18 protein-coding genes are annotated in these 14,623 nt (G+C 38.7%); 14 read left to right on the top strand and 4 right to left on the bottom strand.

All coding sequences use genetic code 11. From position 1 onward, the window contains the following. Nucleotides 1-2 precede the first annotated feature (2 nt). A complete protein-coding gene (locus RQ973_RS02625; protein WP_311522656.1) occupies nucleotides 3-902 on the top strand; it encodes a ribonuclease D in 900 nt (299 codons plus the stop codon). A 233-nt stretch (nucleotides 903-1,135) separates the two neighbouring features. On the opposite strand, the gene RQ973_RS02620 is transcribed toward RQ973_RS02625, so the two are convergent. Beyond that, entirely contained in the window at nucleotides 1,136-1,309 is a 174-nt protein-coding gene (locus RQ973_RS02620; RefSeq protein ID WP_311522655.1) for a hypothetical protein, read from the bottom strand. Nucleotides 1,310-1,489: 180 nt separating this feature from the next. Between RQ973_RS02620 and rpsP the strand changes: the two genes are divergently transcribed. The 6 genes from rpsP to RQ973_RS02590 all read left to right on the top strand — a co-directional run bounded on the left by rpsP (nucleotide 1,490) and on the right by RQ973_RS02590 (nucleotide 4,051). Then, nucleotides 1,490-1,762, top strand: coding sequence for a 30S ribosomal protein S16 (gene rpsP, locus RQ973_RS02615; protein ID WP_000268760.1), 273 nt, complete (start codon nucleotides 1,490-1,492; stop codon nucleotides 1,760-1,762). Nucleotides 1,763-1,781: 19 nt separating this feature from the next. After that, nucleotides 1,782-2,021: an RNA-binding protein KphA gene (gene kphA / locus RQ973_RS02610; protein ID WP_000379617.1), complete on the top strand. Its 240-nt coding sequence runs from the start codon at nucleotides 1,782-1,784 to the stop codon at nucleotides 2,019-2,021. A gap of 44 nt (nucleotides 2,022-2,065) precedes the next feature. Next, nucleotides 2,066-2,401, top strand: coding sequence for a MazG nucleotide pyrophosphohydrolase domain-containing protein (locus RQ973_RS02605; RefSeq protein WP_311522654.1), 336 nt, complete (start codon nucleotides 2,066-2,068; stop codon nucleotides 2,399-2,401). A gap of 71 nt (nucleotides 2,402-2,472) precedes the next feature. After that, nucleotides 2,473-2,991 carry a ribosome maturation factor RimM gene (gene rimM / locus RQ973_RS02600; RefSeq protein WP_311522653.1) on the top strand — a complete coding sequence of 173 codons (519 nt, stop codon included), beginning with the start codon at nucleotides 2,473-2,475 and terminating at the stop codon, nucleotides 2,989-2,991. Further along, nucleotides 2,981-3,700, top strand: coding sequence for a tRNA (guanosine(37)-N1)-methyltransferase TrmD (trmD, locus tag RQ973_RS02595; RefSeq protein WP_311522652.1), 720 nt, complete (start codon nucleotides 2,981-2,983; stop codon nucleotides 3,698-3,700). The genes rimM and trmD overlap by 11 nt, the downstream gene beginning before the upstream one ends. 12 nt (nucleotides 3,701-3,712) lie before the next feature. Then, nucleotides 3,713-4,051 carry an ATP cone domain-containing protein gene (locus RQ973_RS02590; protein WP_001196044.1) on the top strand — a complete coding sequence of 113 codons (339 nt, stop codon included), beginning with the start codon at nucleotides 3,713-3,715 and terminating at the stop codon, nucleotides 4,049-4,051. A 30-nt stretch (nucleotides 4,052-4,081) separates the two neighbouring features. Here the strand turns inward: RQ973_RS02590 and RQ973_RS02585 are convergent, their stop codons facing one another. Then, nucleotides 4,082-4,402: a hypothetical protein gene (locus RQ973_RS02585; protein ID WP_311522651.1), complete on the bottom strand. Its 321-nt coding sequence runs from the start codon at nucleotides 4,400-4,402 to the stop codon at nucleotides 4,082-4,084. 98 nt (nucleotides 4,403-4,500) lie between these two features. Between RQ973_RS02585 and RQ973_RS02580 the strand changes: the two genes are divergently transcribed. Then, a complete protein-coding gene (locus tag RQ973_RS02580) occupies nucleotides 4,501-4,716 on the top strand; it encodes a YdbC family protein (protein WP_311522650.1) in 216 nt (71 codons plus the stop codon). A 57-nt stretch (nucleotides 4,717-4,773) separates the two neighbouring features. Here RQ973_RS02580 and RQ973_RS02575 read toward each other — a convergent pair whose 3' ends face one another. Next, nucleotides 4,774-5,313 carry a biotin transporter BioY gene (locus RQ973_RS02575; protein ID WP_311522649.1) on the bottom strand — a complete coding sequence of 180 codons (540 nt, stop codon included), beginning with the start codon at nucleotides 5,311-5,313 and terminating at the stop codon, nucleotides 4,774-4,776. A 335-nt stretch (nucleotides 5,314-5,648) separates the two neighbouring features. Then, nucleotides 5,649-6,995, bottom strand: a complete 1,347-nt coding sequence (gor, locus tag RQ973_RS02570) for a glutathione-disulfide reductase (protein WP_311522648.1) — start codon at nucleotides 6,993-6,995, stop codon at nucleotides 5,649-5,651. 241 nt (nucleotides 6,996-7,236) lie between these two features. Between gor and RQ973_RS02565 the strand changes: the two genes are divergently transcribed. From RQ973_RS02565 to RQ973_RS02540, 6 genes are all read left to right on the top strand, one after another. After that, complete coding sequence (locus RQ973_RS02565) at nucleotides 7,237-8,424, top strand: efflux RND transporter periplasmic adaptor subunit (RefSeq protein WP_311522647.1); 1,188 nt, start codon at nucleotides 7,237-7,239, stop codon at nucleotides 8,422-8,424. Then, nucleotides 8,408-9,109, top strand: coding sequence for an ABC transporter ATP-binding protein (locus tag RQ973_RS02560; RefSeq protein WP_311522646.1), 702 nt, complete (start codon nucleotides 8,408-8,410; stop codon nucleotides 9,107-9,109). Before RQ973_RS02565 ends, RQ973_RS02560 begins: the two co-directional genes overlap by 17 nt. A 1-nt stretch (nucleotide 9,110) precedes the next feature. Then, a complete protein-coding gene (locus RQ973_RS02555) occupies nucleotides 9,111-10,370 on the top strand; it encodes an ABC transporter permease (protein WP_311522645.1) in 1,260 nt (419 codons plus the stop codon). A 124-nt stretch (nucleotides 10,371-10,494) separates the two neighbouring features. Beyond that, entirely contained in the window at nucleotides 10,495-12,492 is a 1,998-nt protein-coding gene (metG, locus tag RQ973_RS02550; protein WP_248035429.1) for a methionine--tRNA ligase, read from the top strand. A 103-nt stretch (nucleotides 12,493-12,595) separates the two neighbouring features. Then, nucleotides 12,596-13,522: an aldo/keto reductase family oxidoreductase gene (locus RQ973_RS02545; RefSeq protein ID WP_248035431.1), complete on the top strand. Its 927-nt coding sequence runs from the start codon at nucleotides 12,596-12,598 to the stop codon at nucleotides 13,520-13,522. 133 nt (nucleotides 13,523-13,655) lie between these two features. Beyond that, on the top strand, nucleotides 13,656-14,474 hold the full coding sequence (locus tag RQ973_RS02540; RefSeq protein ID WP_248035507.1) for an EbhA: 819 nt from the start codon (nucleotides 13,656-13,658) through the stop codon (nucleotides 14,472-14,474). Nucleotides 14,475-14,623 lie beyond the last annotated feature (149 nt).

The following is a 14,623-nucleotide window of genomic DNA, read 5'->3' as shown; positions in this document are numbered from 1 at the left end:
AATTGGATTATGTAGCTAGAATACACTTAAAAAGAGACGATAACATTAGAAAAGAGTTAATTGATTTCTGTTTAAATAATTCTGAACAATATGTTGCTATTGGTTGGAGTTGGTTGAGCGAAGATATTAAATTAGATGATTTCCAAGAATTCTATAATCGTATTAAAAAAAAGAATGGTAAAGCACATCCAGCAATAAATGTTTTTAGAGATGCGAAGATAGATGATTTATTCTGGACCAGAGATTTAAGTGGGAATTACTGGATATGTAAAGTAAAATCTTCAGCTATAGTAGTTTGTGATACTCATTTGGATATTGGATCAGTTATCCCAGTTGATGCATTTAATGTGGGAATGCAAGTTCCTGGACAGATAAAATCATCGTTTAATAGGCCTCTTGGTGGTACTATTGAGAAGATACGGGATAAAAGCATAATAGAATATTCAAAATTGATATTTAATAAATTTTCGAAAAAGAATTATTTTGAGGTAACAACCTATAGTGGAGGTCTTCTTGATAATCTGCCTGAATTTGATTTAGAAGAACTCGTTATCTCATATCTTCAAATTAAGGAAAATTATTATGTACTTTCTAATTCAATTGCAAAGAAGTCTACAACCATAAAAATTGAATGTGAGATGATCTCAAGAGACATCAATAATCCAAGAAATGCAGTAGTTCAAGTAAAAGGGAAGAAGGCAAATGAACTTGATGCTTTAGATTTTAAACAATATGTAGATGATGGTTATTTAGTTTATTTGTATGCTCCAAAAATAATTAATTTAGATCAGATTGAAAATGTAATTCAGGTTGAGGATAGTGATTTATTAGCTTTCTACGAGGAGAATAAGTTAATTATACCAAGGTCTATCACACAATGGGAAGACTTATTTATTGATTGATAAATGATTAAAATGTTAAAATTTCATAAAACTATAATGGTGTGAAGTTTTCGGTACATTCTAGCTCATTTTTGATTTTTGGGAGTGAAATTCATACCATTTAATTGAAAGACATTCAAATTGGATGAAAAAATATTTTCTGAAAAAGCGGGAAAACGTTGATTTTGGGCGCATTTTAAAATATATTCAAATGGGAGATTTTACAACCAGCTTTCGGTGGTAAAAGTATCAAACTAGATTCTCCATAGTAAAATGATATCTACTGCCAGTAAATTATCTGCTAATAATTCCATATTTCGTTTTGGGACAGGTTTGGGGTCTAGTAGCCAATCCTCTATATCACGATTTGGAGAGATGTAAGGTTTGACTTGATGGTCTTTGTAAATCTTCTCTATACTAGTATTCATAAAGTTTCTCTTTATAATGTATCCCTATTAGTCTAACAAATTTCAAAAAAAAATTTAAAAATTTTAAAGTCTGTCAAGTTTTTTTCTTGACACCTCTTAGAAATCTGTTATAATAGAACATGTGCTAAATAGCTCAGCTATTTCACCGAACTAAAAAATAAAAGAAAAGAGATATTAAAAATGGCAGTTAAAATCCGTTTGACTCGTATGGGTTCTAAGAAAAAACCTTTCTACCGTATTAACGTAGCAGATTCACGTTCACCACGTGACGGACGTTTCATCGAAACAGTTGGAACTTACAACCCACTTGTTGCTGAAAACCAAGTAACTTTGAAAGAAGACCGCGTTCTTGCATGGTTGGCTGATGGAGCTCAACCTTCAGATACAGTACGCAACATCCTTTCAAAAGAAGGCGTATTGAAGAAATTCCACGATTCTAAATTCTCTAAATAATTCTAAAGTAGGTTGACAGATGGATACGATTGAAAATCTCATTATTGCAATTGTGAAACCTTTGATTTCACAACCAGATGCCTTAACTATCAAGATTGAAGATACACCAGAATTTTTGGAGTATCATTTGGATCTTGACCAAAGCGATGTGGGTCGTGTGATTGGTCGTAAGGGTCGCACTATCTCTGCGATAAGAACGATTGTCTACTCTGTCCCAACTGAAGACAAAAAAGTAAGAATCGTTATTGACGAAAAATAAGAAAAGCGGGACGGATGTCTCGCTTTTTTTGCAAGGAGCAGGATATGAAGGATTTAACGTTTAGACAATTACAAGACTACTTACTCGAACATTACCAGCAGTCTCGGACTGAGGAAGGTCTTTTTATCAAGCTAGTGGAGGAAGTCGGAGAAGTAGCTGAGGTTTTGAATGGACGCTCTGGTCGAAAAGAGGGTGTTCAGGATTCTAACGAGGAACTTGCTAAAGAACTTGCTGATATCATTCACTACACCGTCGCAATTGCAGCCATCAACGACATTGATCTAACCAAGAACATTTTTGAAAAAGACAAAAAGGCAGCTATCAAATATCAGCATGAACGAGATTTGGAAGGATATTTAGAAGCCGAAGGTCAGAACTAGCTTTTTCCTCCAACTTGTGAAAATACCTAGAACGTGATAAAATAAAGGGAGAAACATACACAGGAGATCAAATGAACTATTTTAACGTTGGAAAAATCGTCAATACGCAAGGTTTACAAGGTGAGATGAGAGTCTTATCTGTGACGGATTTTTCGGAAGAACGCTTTAAAAAAGGTGCAGAGCTGGCCTTGTTTGATGAGAAGGATCAATTTGTTAGAACAGTGACTGTCGCAAGTCATCGTAAGCATAAGAATTTTGATATTATCAAATTTAAGGATATGTATCACATCAATGATATTGAAAAATACAAGGGCTACAGTTTGAAGGTTGCGGAAGAAAACCTTAATGACCTGGATGAGGGTGAATTTTACTATCACGAAATTATCGGCTTAGAGGTCTACGAGGGTGACAATTTGATTGGAACCATCAAGGAAATCCTTCAACCAGGTGCCAATGATGTCTGGGTAGTTAAGCGCAAGGGGAAACGTGACCTGCTTTTACCATACATCCCACCGGTTGTGCTAAATGTTGATATTCCCAATAGGCGTGTGGATGTAGAACTCTTAGAAGGGTTAGACGATGAAGATTGATATTTTAACCCTCTTTCCAGAGATGTTCTCACCGCTAGAACATTCCATCGTTGGGAAGGCACGTGAAAAAGGGCTTTTAGATATCCAGTATCATAATTTTCGTGAATATGCTGAAAAGGCCCGTCATGTCGATGACGAACCTTACGGTGGTGGTCAAGGGATGTTGCTACGTGCGCAGCCAATCTTTGATGCTTTTGATGCCATTGAAAAGAAGAATCCACGCGTGATTCTCCTCGATCCTGCTGGTAAGCCGTTTGATCAAGCCTATGCTGAAGATTTAGCTCAAGAAGAAGAACTCATCTTTATCTGTGGTCACTACGAGGGCTATGATGAACGGATCAAGACCCTAGTGACTGATGAGATTTCTCTAGGTGATTATGTGCTAACGGGTGGAGAACTGGCAGCAATGACTATGATTGATGCGACGGTTCGCTTGATACCAGAAGTAATTGGTAAAGAAACGAGTCACCAAGATGATAGCTTTTCATCAGGACTTCTTGAATACCCTCAGTACACACGTCCTTATGATTATCGTGGCATGGTAGTTCCAGAAGTGCTAATGAGTGGGCACCATGAGAAGATTCGTCAATGGCGTCTCTATGAAAGTCTCAAAAAAACTTATGAGCGTAGACCAGATTTGTTGGAACATTACGAATTAACAGCAGAAGAAGCTAAAATGTTAGCGGACATTAAAGAAAATACAAATTAAAAGGAGAAGCCTATGCAAGTCATTAAACGTGATGGACAAGTTGCCGACTTTGATCCAGATAAAATTTATCAAGCCATTCTCAAAGCTGCTCAAACGGTTTATGTTTTGACAGATGATTTACGTCAAAATCTAGCTCAGGTAACTAAGAAAGTTGTCTTGGATCTAGAAGAGGCAAAAGTGGAGCGTGCCACTATCAGTATGATTCAATCAATGGTTGAGCATCGCTTGCTTGGTGCAGGCTACATTACCATCGCTGAACACTATATCTCTTACCGTTTGCAACGTGATTTAGAGAGAAGTGGTTACGGAGAACACATTGCTGTTCACCTTCATTTTGAACAAATTCGTTAATAGAAAAGAGTGAGATGAAGAAAACTCATCTCACTCTTTCTTAAATCGATTTTTTTGGGCTGTTTGGACAGTCGAGGGAACAAAACTTATTTTTTGAATATCTGGGATTCGAATAATGCGAGTCACATTTTTTGCAAAATTTTTTACGATAATTTGCTGGCGGTCCGTATCATATTTGATGATATCCCCTGTAAAACTTGTATCTGAAAAAATAATGTGGACAGCAGTTTTTTTTAGGAGCGCCTCTTTAATGGCACTTGTCAGGGAGTCGGCTTTGGAATGATCTAGTTCTTCTCGCCCGTCGAGAAAGCTTTGGAACTTTTGTTGAATGTGTTTAAATAAATCTTTCATCGGAGCCTCCCTTCTTTTTAACATTATTATATACAATTTTAAGAAAATCTACAAGATTTTACGAATAATCAAGTGAAGACAATCAAAAGGAGAATACAATGTCAGAATTTACATTTGAAATCGAGGAACACTTACTTACGCTCTCAGAGAATGAAAAAGGTTGGACTAAGGAAATCAATCGTGTCAGCTTTAACGGAGCACCAGCAAAGTTTGACATTCGTGCTTGGAGTCCAGACCACACTAAGATGGGGAAAGGAATCACCCTTTCAAACGAAGAGTTTCAAGTGATGGTCGATGCCTTCAAAAATCAATAAGCAATCATATAAAAACAGACGAAAGGAGGTTGTGAGAAAATTCCCGACCTCCTTTCTTTATTTATGTGAAAAGTAGGGTTGATTACTAAGACGTTGAAGGAGTGGTCGTCCGATAAAACTAATGGCAATAATTTTTGCAAGATCAGGAATGATAAAGGGAATGACACCGACAGCCAGTGCCTTATCAAAAGGCATACCAGCGAGGAAGTGGAGGCTGAGGATACCACCGACAAAGACAAGGGAATCCCCTAAGAGATTGGCTAGGAAAATACGTACAACACTGCTATTCGTATGAGTCAGATAGGAAGCAAGCCCAGCATAGACTAGGTCAAACCATAGATAACCAGCACTTGGCCCAATTAAAACGTGGAAACCAGCTCTGCCGCTAGCAAAGACAGGAAGACCAATGACACCCAGTAAAAGATAGATTCCAACAGAGAGAACAGCTTCCCTTGGTCTAAAAACAGTAGCGATGAGACCGATAGCAAAGTTTTGCAGAGTAAATGGAACAGGTCCAATTGGGATACTAATTTGGGCTAATACTGCAATCAGAGCAGCCCCGATAGCTGGAATAGCGTAAATATGTGCTTTTTTCATAATAGTTAACCTCTTTTGTAATTTATAGTAACTATTATACTGGAAAGGAGATGATTGTCAACCTATTTTAAAAACAAAGGTTACAAATTTGTAACGGCCGATTTAGAGAGAGCCGGAGGCCAAGAGATTTTTCAAAACACAGATAAATCTTATCCGTAATAAAAAGACTAGCCTTATAGAGCTTGGCTACCATATAGTGAAAATTATTAGGAATCCTGATGGCATGCTATTATAAGAGTTCTTTCATTTGCTCTAATAAAAGAAAAAGATTGAAGAAAATGGTCCAAAATAGGCTTTTTCTTCAATCTGAATGATCGAGATGGTCTCTTTTTGTATTAACGCATGGTCACAAATTCTTCTGAACCTGTAGGATGGATAGCGACCGTTGCATCAAAGTCAGCTTTTGTAGCTCCCATCTTGATTGCTACAGCAAAACCTTGAATCATTTCATCAACGCCGTAGCCGATACCATGAAGGCCAACTACCTTTTCGTCTGCACTAGCTGTAACTAGCTTGAAGCGAGCTTCTTGACGGTGGCTAGTTACTGCTGAATACATAGAAGCGAATTTTGAAGTATAAACTTTAATGTTTTCTTGTCCATACTCTTTGATAGCTTCTTCCTCAGTTAGACCGACAGTTCCGATAGCTGGGTGAGAGAAGACAACAGTTGGAATAGTAGTGTAGTCCATTTTAGCATTGGTTTTACCGTTGAAAAGTCTTTCGGATAGGGTACGACCAGCCTTGATAGCGACGGGAGTTAGTTCTTTCTCACCTGTGACATCTCCTAGAGCATAGATACCATCAACGACTGTATTTTGGTATTCGTCAACTTGAATGAAACCACGTTCATTGAGGGTAACACCAGCTTTTTCAAGTTGAAGTCCCTTAACGTTTGGACGGCGACCAGTTGCCCAGATAACTTGACTGGCGGTATGGGTGCTCCCATCTTCAAAATGAATCCTAATGCCTTTTTCAGTTTCTTCAAGTTTAGCAGGAACCTTATGGGTGTGGAGGTTTAGTTCAGTATTTTCCATTTCTTGAACCAAGCTCTCAACAATATAGCTATCAAATCCACGAAGTGGACGCTCACGACGGACAAATAAATCTGTCTGAACACCAAGTGTATGGAGCACTCCAGCTAATTCGACAGCAATATAACCTGCACCCAGAATGGCTACAGAATCTGGCAACTCTTCCCAGGCGAAGACATCATCTGAGCTACCACCTAGTTCAGCACCAGGAATGGCAGGGATATGAGGATGTGCCCCAGTTGCAATCACGATGTGCTTAGCACGGATTAACTCACCATTGACACTGACTGTATGAGCGTCAACGAACTCGGCACGTCCTTCAATCAAATCAACTCCGTTACGCTTAAAGCTTCCACCATAAGAAGAACGAGCACGGTCAATATAGGCTTCACGATTCTTACGAAGCGTTGCGTAATCAAATTGATTCCCAGTACTTGTGAAACCATAGTCAGGTCCATATTTGTGGATACTCTCAGCAATTTGTGCTCCATACCACATAATTTTTTTAGGGACACAGCCGAGGTTGATACAAGTTCCACCTAATTTCTTTTCCTCAATAACTGCGGCCTTAGCACCATGTTCACCAGCACGATTCATGGTAGCAATTCCCCCGCTACCTCCACCGATAGCGATAATATCATATTCTCTCATAGAAAGCTCCTTTAGTTGTTTTCTAGTCATATTCTATCTTTTTTTGGGAGTCAATGCAAAAATCTGCTACGTTTAAAAATTTTAAGAAAATGCTTGCAAAAATAAAAAAGAAAATGTATTATATAACTAATACAACAATAAAAGATTTTAGCAAATGTTTTTGGATAATGAAAAATCAATTGTCCATTTTTAGGATATGTGCTATAATCTTAACATATATATTTATAAAAGGGGTATTGCTATGAAAAAAAAGTCAAAAGCTAAGAAATGGCCTTTATTTACTGCTATTGGAGTTGCATCAGTACTTGTAGTGGGAGCAGCAGCTGTTCTTCTATTGAGACAACCAAATCAAGCTGCAGCAAAAGATGAAACTGCTAAAATTGCTGTAGCTAAAGATGGAACGGTTGCTTCATCGGTTCTTCTATCAGGTAGTGTAACTGCTCAAAAAGAACAATATGTTTATTTTGATGGTAGCAAGGGAGATTTGGATGAGGTTCTTGTTTCAGTTGGTGACAAGGTAAGCGAAGGCCAGGCCTTAGTCAAGTATAGTAGTGCAGATGCTCAAGCAGCCTATGATGCTGCTAGTCGTGCAGTTGCTAAAGCTGACCGTCATATCAATGAATTGAATGAGGCTCGAAATACTGCTGCTTCAACACCTGTGCTTCCTCAAGCAGGGATTGAAGGCGCTACGGACCAAACCCAAGCACAATCTTCTACATCAGCTACAGCTTCTATCGATTCACAAATCAGTGATGCGCGTGATGTTCGTGCAGATGCAGCGGCACAACTTGAAAAAGCCCAGGCACAGTTGAATGCTGCTACGGTATTGAGTACGGTGGAGGGAACAGTTGTTGAAGTGAATCGGAATGTTTCAAAATCTCCAACAGGAAATAGTCAAGTTTTGGTTCATATCGTAAGTAACGATAACTTGCAGGTCAAGGGAGAGCTTTCTGAGTACAATCTTGCCAATCTATCTGTAGGCCAAGAAGTCACTTTCACTTCCAAGGTTTACCCGGATAAAACTTGGAATGGTAAGATTAGCTATATTTCAAATTATCCAAAGAACAGTAGCGAAGCAAGTAGTAGCTTAGCTGGTTCAAACTCAGGATCTAAGTACCCATATACGGTCGATGTAACTAGTGAAATTGGCGATTTGAAGCAAGGATTTACTGTTAGTGTTGAAGTCAAGAATAAGAGCAAGGCCTTGATCGTTCCAATTTCGAGTGTAGTGATGGAAGAAGAGAAAAACTATGTTTGGATTCTTGATGAAAATCAAAAGGCCAAAAAAGTTGAAGTTGGTTTGGGCAATGCAGATGCAGAAAATCAAGAAATCACATCTGGTCTGACAGATGGAGCAAAAGTCATCAGTAATCCGACAGCTTCCTTGCAAGAAGGAAAAGAGGTGAAGACTGATGAAGCAACTAATTAGCCTTAAAAATATTTGCCGTAGCTATCGAAATGGTGATCAAGAACTTCAAGTCCTTAAAAACATTAACCTAGAAGTTCATGAGGGAGAATTTGTAGCAATCATGGGACCATCTGGTTCTGGGAAATCTACCCTCATGAACACCATTGGGATGTTGGATACTCCTACAAGTGGTCAGTATTTTCTAGATGGAAAAGAAGTAGCTGGTTTGGGTGAAAAACAATTAGCCAAGGTTCGAAATCAGGAAATCGGCTTCGTCTTTCAACAATTCTTTCTCTTGTCCAAGCTTAATGCTCTTCAAAATGTAGAACTGCCCTTGATTTATGCTGGAGTTTCAGCTTCAAAACGTCGCAAATTAGCAGAAGAGTATCTGGAAAAGGTTGAACTGACCGAGCGTAGCCATCACTTGCCTTCGGAGTTGTCAGGTGGTCAGAAGCAAAGGGTTGCCATCGCGCGTGCTTTAGTCAACAATCCTTCTATCATTCTAGCAGACGAACCAACTGGGGCACTTGATACCAAAACAGGAAATCAAATCATGCAACTCTTGGTTGAATTAAACAAAGAAGGAAAAACCATTATCATGGTTACGCATGAGCCTGAAATTGCCGCCTATGCGAAACGTCAAATCGTCATTCGTGATGGCGTCATTTCATCTGATAGTGGTTTCGTAGAAAAGGAGGAAAACTAAGATGCAGAATCTGAAATTTGCCTTTTCATCCATTATGGCCCACAAGATGCGTTCTTTCCTCACCATGATTGGGATTATTATCGGCGTATCATCCGTTGTCGTAATCATGGCCTTGGGCGACTCTATGTCTCGTCAGGTCAATAAAAATATGACCAAGTCCCAGAAAGATATCCATGTCTTTTTCTCACCTACAAAGAGTAAGGACGGTTCCTTTACACAAAGACAATCTGCATTGACCTTGTCTGGTGGTCAAGAAGAAAATTTTGTTGAACCACCAAAACCTCAAGAAGCATGGGTCAAGGAAGCTGCTAAGCTCAAGGGAGTGGATAGCTACTATGTGACCAACTCAGCCAATGTGACCTTGACTTATAAGGATAAAAAGGTCGAACACGCTAACATGACGGGTGGGAATGTCACCTATATGGATGCGGTCGAAAATGAAATCATTGCAGGTCGTGGCCTTAGAGCGCAAGATTATAAGGATTTCGCAAGTGTGATCGTTTTAGATGAAGAGCTTGCCAATAGCCTTTTTGGTTCAGCACAAGAAGCTCTCAACCAAATTGTTGAAGTAAATGAAATCAGTTACCGTGTTATTGGTGTTTATGCAAGTAAGGAAGCTAAGGCTGCGAAAACATTTGGAGTCGGAGGACTACCAATTACGACCAATATTTCTCTTGCAGCTAATTTTAACACAGATGAGATTTCAAATATTGTCTTCCGTGTCAATGATACTAGCTTAACCCAGACCTTAGGACCGGAGTTGGCGAGAAGAATGACAGAGATTGCAGGTCTTCAACAAGGGGAATATCAAGTTGCAGATGCGTCTGCAGCCTTCCAAGAAGTTCAACAACTCTTTGGCTTCATAACAACGATTATTAGTGCCATTGCAGGGATTTCCCTTTTTGTCGGTGGTACTGGTGTTATGAATATCATGCTTGTTTCGGTGACAGAACGTACTCGCGAGATTGGTCTACGTAAAGCACTAGGAGCTACACGCGCTAATATTCTGGTTCAGTTCTTGATTGAATCTATGATTTTGACTTTGTTAGGTGGGGGCATCGGTCTTGTGCTGGCTGCAGGGGTGACTATGCTTGCAGGTGTTCTTCTTCAAAACATGATTGCAGGAATCGAAGTTGGCGTATCTATCCCAATCGCTCTCTTTAGTTTAGCGGTCTCAGCTGGTATCGGTATGATATTTGGTGTTTTACCAGCCAATAAAGCTTCTAAGCTAGATCCGATTGAAGCTCTTCGCTACGAATAATAAAGAACAAGATGGACACTTGTCTATCTTGTTTTTGTATGGATTTCCCTATCGAAATTCATTAAAAATGTGATATAATGAAGTGTTAGAAAAACAGGTTTCATTTGCCTGGAAAGGAAATATTATGTCTGAAAAGAATTTTTATATTACAACACCGATTTACTATCCATCTGGTAAACTTCATATCGGTTCTGCCTACACTACCATCGCTTGTGATGTCCTAGCTCGCTACAAACGACTCATGGGCTACGATGTCTTTTATTTGACGGGTCTGGATGAGCATGGCCAAAAGATTCAACAGAAAGCTGAAGAAGCTGGTATCACGCCTCAAGCCTATGTTGACGGTATGGCAGTTGGCGTCAAAGAACTCTGGAAATTATTGGATATCTCATACGATAAATTTATCCGTACCACAGATGACTACCATGAAAAAGTGGTAGCACAAGTCTTTGAACGCTTGCTTGCTCAAGATGATATTTACTTGGGTGAATACTCTGGTTGGTATTCAGTTTCAGATGAGGAATTCTTTACAGAAAGTCAACTTGCGGAAGTTTTCCGTGATGAAGCTGGAAATGTAACTGGTGGTATCGCTCCATCAGGCCACGAAGTGGAATGGGTTTCAGAAGAGTCTTACTTCCTTCGCCTCAGCAAATACCAAGATCGTTTAGTTGAATTTTTCAAATCACATCCTGATTTTATCACTCCTGATGGACGTCTCAATGAAATGTTGAAAAACTTTATTGAGCCTGGATTGGAAGACTTGGCGGTTTCTCGTACAACCTTTACCTGGGGTGTACCAGTCCCATCAAATCCAAAACACGTTGTCTATGTGTGGATTGATGCCCTTCTCAATTATGCGACAGCTCTTGGTTATGGTCAAGAGGATCATGCTAACTACGATAAATTCTGGAATGGAACTGTCTTCCATATGGTAGGAAAGGATATTCTTCGTTTCCACTCAATCTACTGGCCAATCCTTCTTATGATGTTGGATATCAAATTGCCTGATCGTTTGATTGCCCATGGTTGGTTTGTCATGAAAGACGGCAAGATGTCTAAGTCTAAAGGGAATGTCGTATATCCTGAAATGCTAGTAGAACGTTATGGTCTAGATCCGCTTCGTTACTACCTCATGCGTAGCCTTCCAGTTGGTTCAGACGGAACCTTCACTCCAGAGGACTATGTAGGCCGTATCAACTATGAATTGGCAAATGACCTTGGTAACCTCCTCAACCGTACGGTTTCAATGATTAACAAGTACTTTGATGGTCAAATCCCTGCCTATGTAGAAGGTGTAACAGACTTTGACAATGCACTTGCTCAAGTGGCAGAACAATCAATCGCTGATTACCATACCTACATGGAAGCAGTTGACTATCCACGTGCACTTGAAGCAGTCTGGACCCTTATCTCACGTACTAATAAATACATTGATGAGACAGCTCCATGGGTACTGGCTAAGGATGAAGCTCTTCGTGAGCAATTGGCAAGTGTGATGAGCCACTTGGCAGCTAGCCTTCGTGTCGTAGCTCACTTGATTGAGCCATTTATGATGGAAACCAGTCGTACAGTCTTGACACAACTTGGTCTAGCAGAAGTTTCTAGCCTTGAAAACTTGAGCCTGGCTGATTTCCCTGCAGGTGTAACAGTAGTTGCTAAAGGCACACCAATCTTCCCACGTCTGGATATGGAAGAAGAAATCGCCTATATCAAGGAACAAATGGAAGGTAACAAGCCAGCCGTCGAAAAAGAATGGAATCCAGATGAAGTTGAACTCAAACTAAACAAGGATGAAATCAAATTCGAGGACTTCGACAAGGTTGAAATCCGTGTTGCTGAAGTCAAAGAAGTTTCTAAAGTGGAAGGTTCTGATAAGTTGCTTCAATTCCGCCTAGATGCTGGAGATGGTGAAGATCGTCAAATTCTCTCAGGAATTGCTAAGTACTATCCAAACGAACAAGAATTAGTTGGCAAGAAGGTACAAATCGTTGCCAACCTTAAACCACGTAAGATGATGAAAAAATATGTCAGCCAAGGGATGATTCTCTCAGCTGAACATGATGGCAAATTAACCCTTCTCACAGTTGATCCTGCTGTACCAAACGGAAGTGTGATTGGCTAAAATTTAAAAAGGACCAGTTTGAGCTGGTTCTTTTCTTTTGTGAGGTATCAGTTGATAAAAGAGGCATTCTGCTTTATAATGAAGAAAAACGGAGGAAGTTGCCATGAAATACATTCCATTCGGTCAAGAGAAAAGAGAATTGTCCGAAATCGTCCTAGGCATGATGCGAATCAGTGACAAGTCGGTCAAAGAAGTTGAAGAGCTGGTAGAAACAGCCCTATCTGTGGGAATCAACGCCTTTGACTTGGCAGATATCTATGGTCGTGGTCGGTGCGAAGAATTGTTGGGTCAAGTGTTAAACAATCGTCCTGACCTGCGTGAAAAGATGTGGATTCAGTCTAAGTGTGGCATTCGCATAGAAGAATTTACCTATTTTGATTTTTCAAAAGATTATATTTTAGAGTCAGTTGATGGGATTCTACAACGATTGCAGGTTGATTATCTAGATAGCTTGCTTCTCCATCGCCCAGATGCCTTGATGGAAGCTAACCAAGTGGCAGAAGCTTTTGATATTCTACAAAAATCAGGTAAGGTTCGAGACTTTGGTGTATCCAACCAAAATCCAATGATGATGGAATTACTGAAGAAAGAGGTTAAACAACCTTTATCTATCAATCAATTACAGCTAAGCGCAGCTTTCACGCCAGGTTTTGAATCAGGTTTCCATGTCAATATGGAAGGTGACAAGGCAGCTTTGCGTGATGGTAGCGTCTTTGAATACTGCAAACTGAATGATATGGTCATTCAGGCTTGGTCAGTCTTGCAGTTTGGCTATTTTAAGGGTAATTTTGTTGGAAAAGAGCAATTTCATGATCTAAATGAAGTTCTAAATCGACTAGCCTTAAAATACGGTGTAAGCCCATCAGCCATTGCTATCGCTTGGGTGTTACGCTATCCAGCCAAGATGCAAGCTGTAGTAGGGACAACAAATCCAAAACATTTGCTAGAAGCAAGCCAAGCAAGTAACTTTAGTTTGACTCGAAAAGAATGGTATGAGATTTACCTAGCAGCAGGAAATGATTTGCCTTAGAATTAAAACGAAATCCATTCAAGAGCGAGATTTTATCTCGCTCTTTTTGTTAAAAAAAATTTATATAATTGTTTGAAAATACAAACTAATAATAGTATAATAAAATAAATATTTTTTTGAAAAGGAAGTAAATATGAAAAAAATTGTAGTAGTCATATCAATTATGATATTTGCGATACTAGGTGTTGGTTTAGGTTATTACTTTTTATCTTATGTACCTTATAAAACTGCTGTCAGTAATTTTGAAAAAGCTTCGGTATCTCTAAAAGAAAAAAATAAGGATATTGAAGACTTAGTATCTGAGGCCGAAACGGTAGTTGAAAAAGGCGAAGAAGCATTAGAATCAAATACTTTAGATGACTTAAAGAATTCTGTAGAAAAAACTCAAAAATCAATAAGAAAAGTACCAGAAATGGAGAAAAAAACAAAAGATATTGAAAATCAAATTAATGAAATGAATCAACCAATAAGTTATGAAGAAAATCAAAATGAATTAAAGAATAAACTTGAAAAATACAAAAATAGCGTCACTCAATTAAAACAAATTACGAATCCATCTAGTACATTTATTGAGGAAAGACTTAAAGAAGTTGATACAATTACTGGAGTACAATCTGTGACAGAAAGTAATGATCCTAATAAGCATCTAAATAAACAAGGTGGTTATACGGCGTCTGTTTATTTTGTAGATAATCAAGTAACTCCTCCGGTGGAGGGTTCTGATATTATTCAAAAAGGAAATGATGCAGGCGGAAATATAGAGGTATATAAAACAAAAGAGGAAGCAGAACAGCGTAATAAATATATTAGTACATATGATGGAACCTCTCTTCAACCTGGTTCTCATTATGTATATGGTACAGTTCTGATTCGTACCTCTTCACGACTAACAGCAAGCCAGCAAGAAGAATTAACTAAGAAAATATATCAGAAATTTATAGAAATAAAATAATCAAAAGAATTAAATTTTTAAAATATGATTTAAGCTTTTCTATTTTTACATTAACTTTTATTCAAGAGCGAGATTCTATTTCGCTCTTTTTGTTTAAAACAAAGTATAAATTTCTAATTATCTTTTTATATTTTCTTAAATGCTCGTAA

This window comes from uncultured Streptococcus sp. (assembly GCF_963511325.1).
Classification (GTDB): domain Bacteria; phylum Bacillota; class Bacilli; order Lactobacillales; family Streptococcaceae; genus Streptococcus.
The sequence above is the reverse complement of the archived record's forward strand: the minus strand, read 5'-3'. Positions and strand labels throughout refer to the sequence as shown.

What these genes read in the sequence shown, in the direction of transcription:
- RQ973_RS02620 (WP_311522655.1), bottom strand. Translation starts at nt 1,309, where the DNA reads ATGAATACTAGTATAGAGAAGATTTACAAAGACCATCAAGTCAAACCT.
- rpsP (WP_000268760.1), top strand. Translation starts at nt 1,490, where the DNA reads ATGGCAGTTAAAATCCGTTTGACTCGTATGGGTTCTAAGAAAAAACCT.
- kphA (WP_000379617.1), top strand. Translation starts at nt 1,782, where the DNA reads ATGGATACGATTGAAAATCTCATTATTGCAATTGTGAAACCTTTGATT.
- RQ973_RS02605 (WP_311522654.1), top strand. Translation starts at nt 2,066, where the DNA reads ATGAAGGATTTAACGTTTAGACAATTACAAGACTACTTACTCGAACAT.
- rimM (WP_311522653.1), top strand. Translation starts at nt 2,473, where the DNA reads ATGAACTATTTTAACGTTGGAAAAATCGTCAATACGCAAGGTTTACAA.
- trmD (WP_311522652.1), top strand. Translation starts at nt 2,981, where the DNA reads ATGAAGATTGATATTTTAACCCTCTTTCCAGAGATGTTCTCACCGCTA.
- RQ973_RS02590 (WP_001196044.1), top strand. Translation starts at nt 3,713, where the DNA reads ATGCAAGTCATTAAACGTGATGGACAAGTTGCCGACTTTGATCCAGAT.
- RQ973_RS02585 (WP_311522651.1), bottom strand. Translation starts at nt 4,402, where the DNA reads ATGAAAGATTTATTTAAACACATTCAACAAAAGTTCCAAAGCTTTCTC.
- RQ973_RS02580 (WP_311522650.1), top strand. Translation starts at nt 4,501, where the DNA reads ATGTCAGAATTTACATTTGAAATCGAGGAACACTTACTTACGCTCTCA.
- RQ973_RS02575 (WP_311522649.1), bottom strand. Translation starts at nt 5,313, where the DNA reads ATGAAAAAAGCACATATTTACGCTATTCCAGCTATCGGGGCTGCTCTG.
- gor (WP_311522648.1), bottom strand. Translation starts at nt 6,995, where the DNA reads ATGAGAGAATATGATATTATCGCTATCGGTGGAGGTAGCGGGGGAATT.
- RQ973_RS02565 (WP_311522647.1), top strand. Translation starts at nt 7,237, where the DNA reads ATGAAAAAAAAGTCAAAAGCTAAGAAATGGCCTTTATTTACTGCTATT.
- RQ973_RS02560 (WP_311522646.1), top strand. Translation starts at nt 8,408, where the DNA reads ATGAAGCAACTAATTAGCCTTAAAAATATTTGCCGTAGCTATCGAAAT.
- RQ973_RS02555 (WP_311522645.1), top strand. Translation starts at nt 9,111, where the DNA reads ATGCAGAATCTGAAATTTGCCTTTTCATCCATTATGGCCCACAAGATG.
- metG (WP_248035429.1), top strand. Translation starts at nt 10,495, where the DNA reads ATGTCTGAAAAGAATTTTTATATTACAACACCGATTTACTATCCATCT.
- RQ973_RS02545 (WP_248035431.1), top strand. Translation starts at nt 12,596, where the DNA reads ATGAAATACATTCCATTCGGTCAAGAGAAAAGAGAATTGTCCGAAATC.
- RQ973_RS02540 (WP_248035507.1), top strand. Translation starts at nt 13,656, where the DNA reads ATGAAAAAAATTGTAGTAGTCATATCAATTATGATATTTGCGATACTA.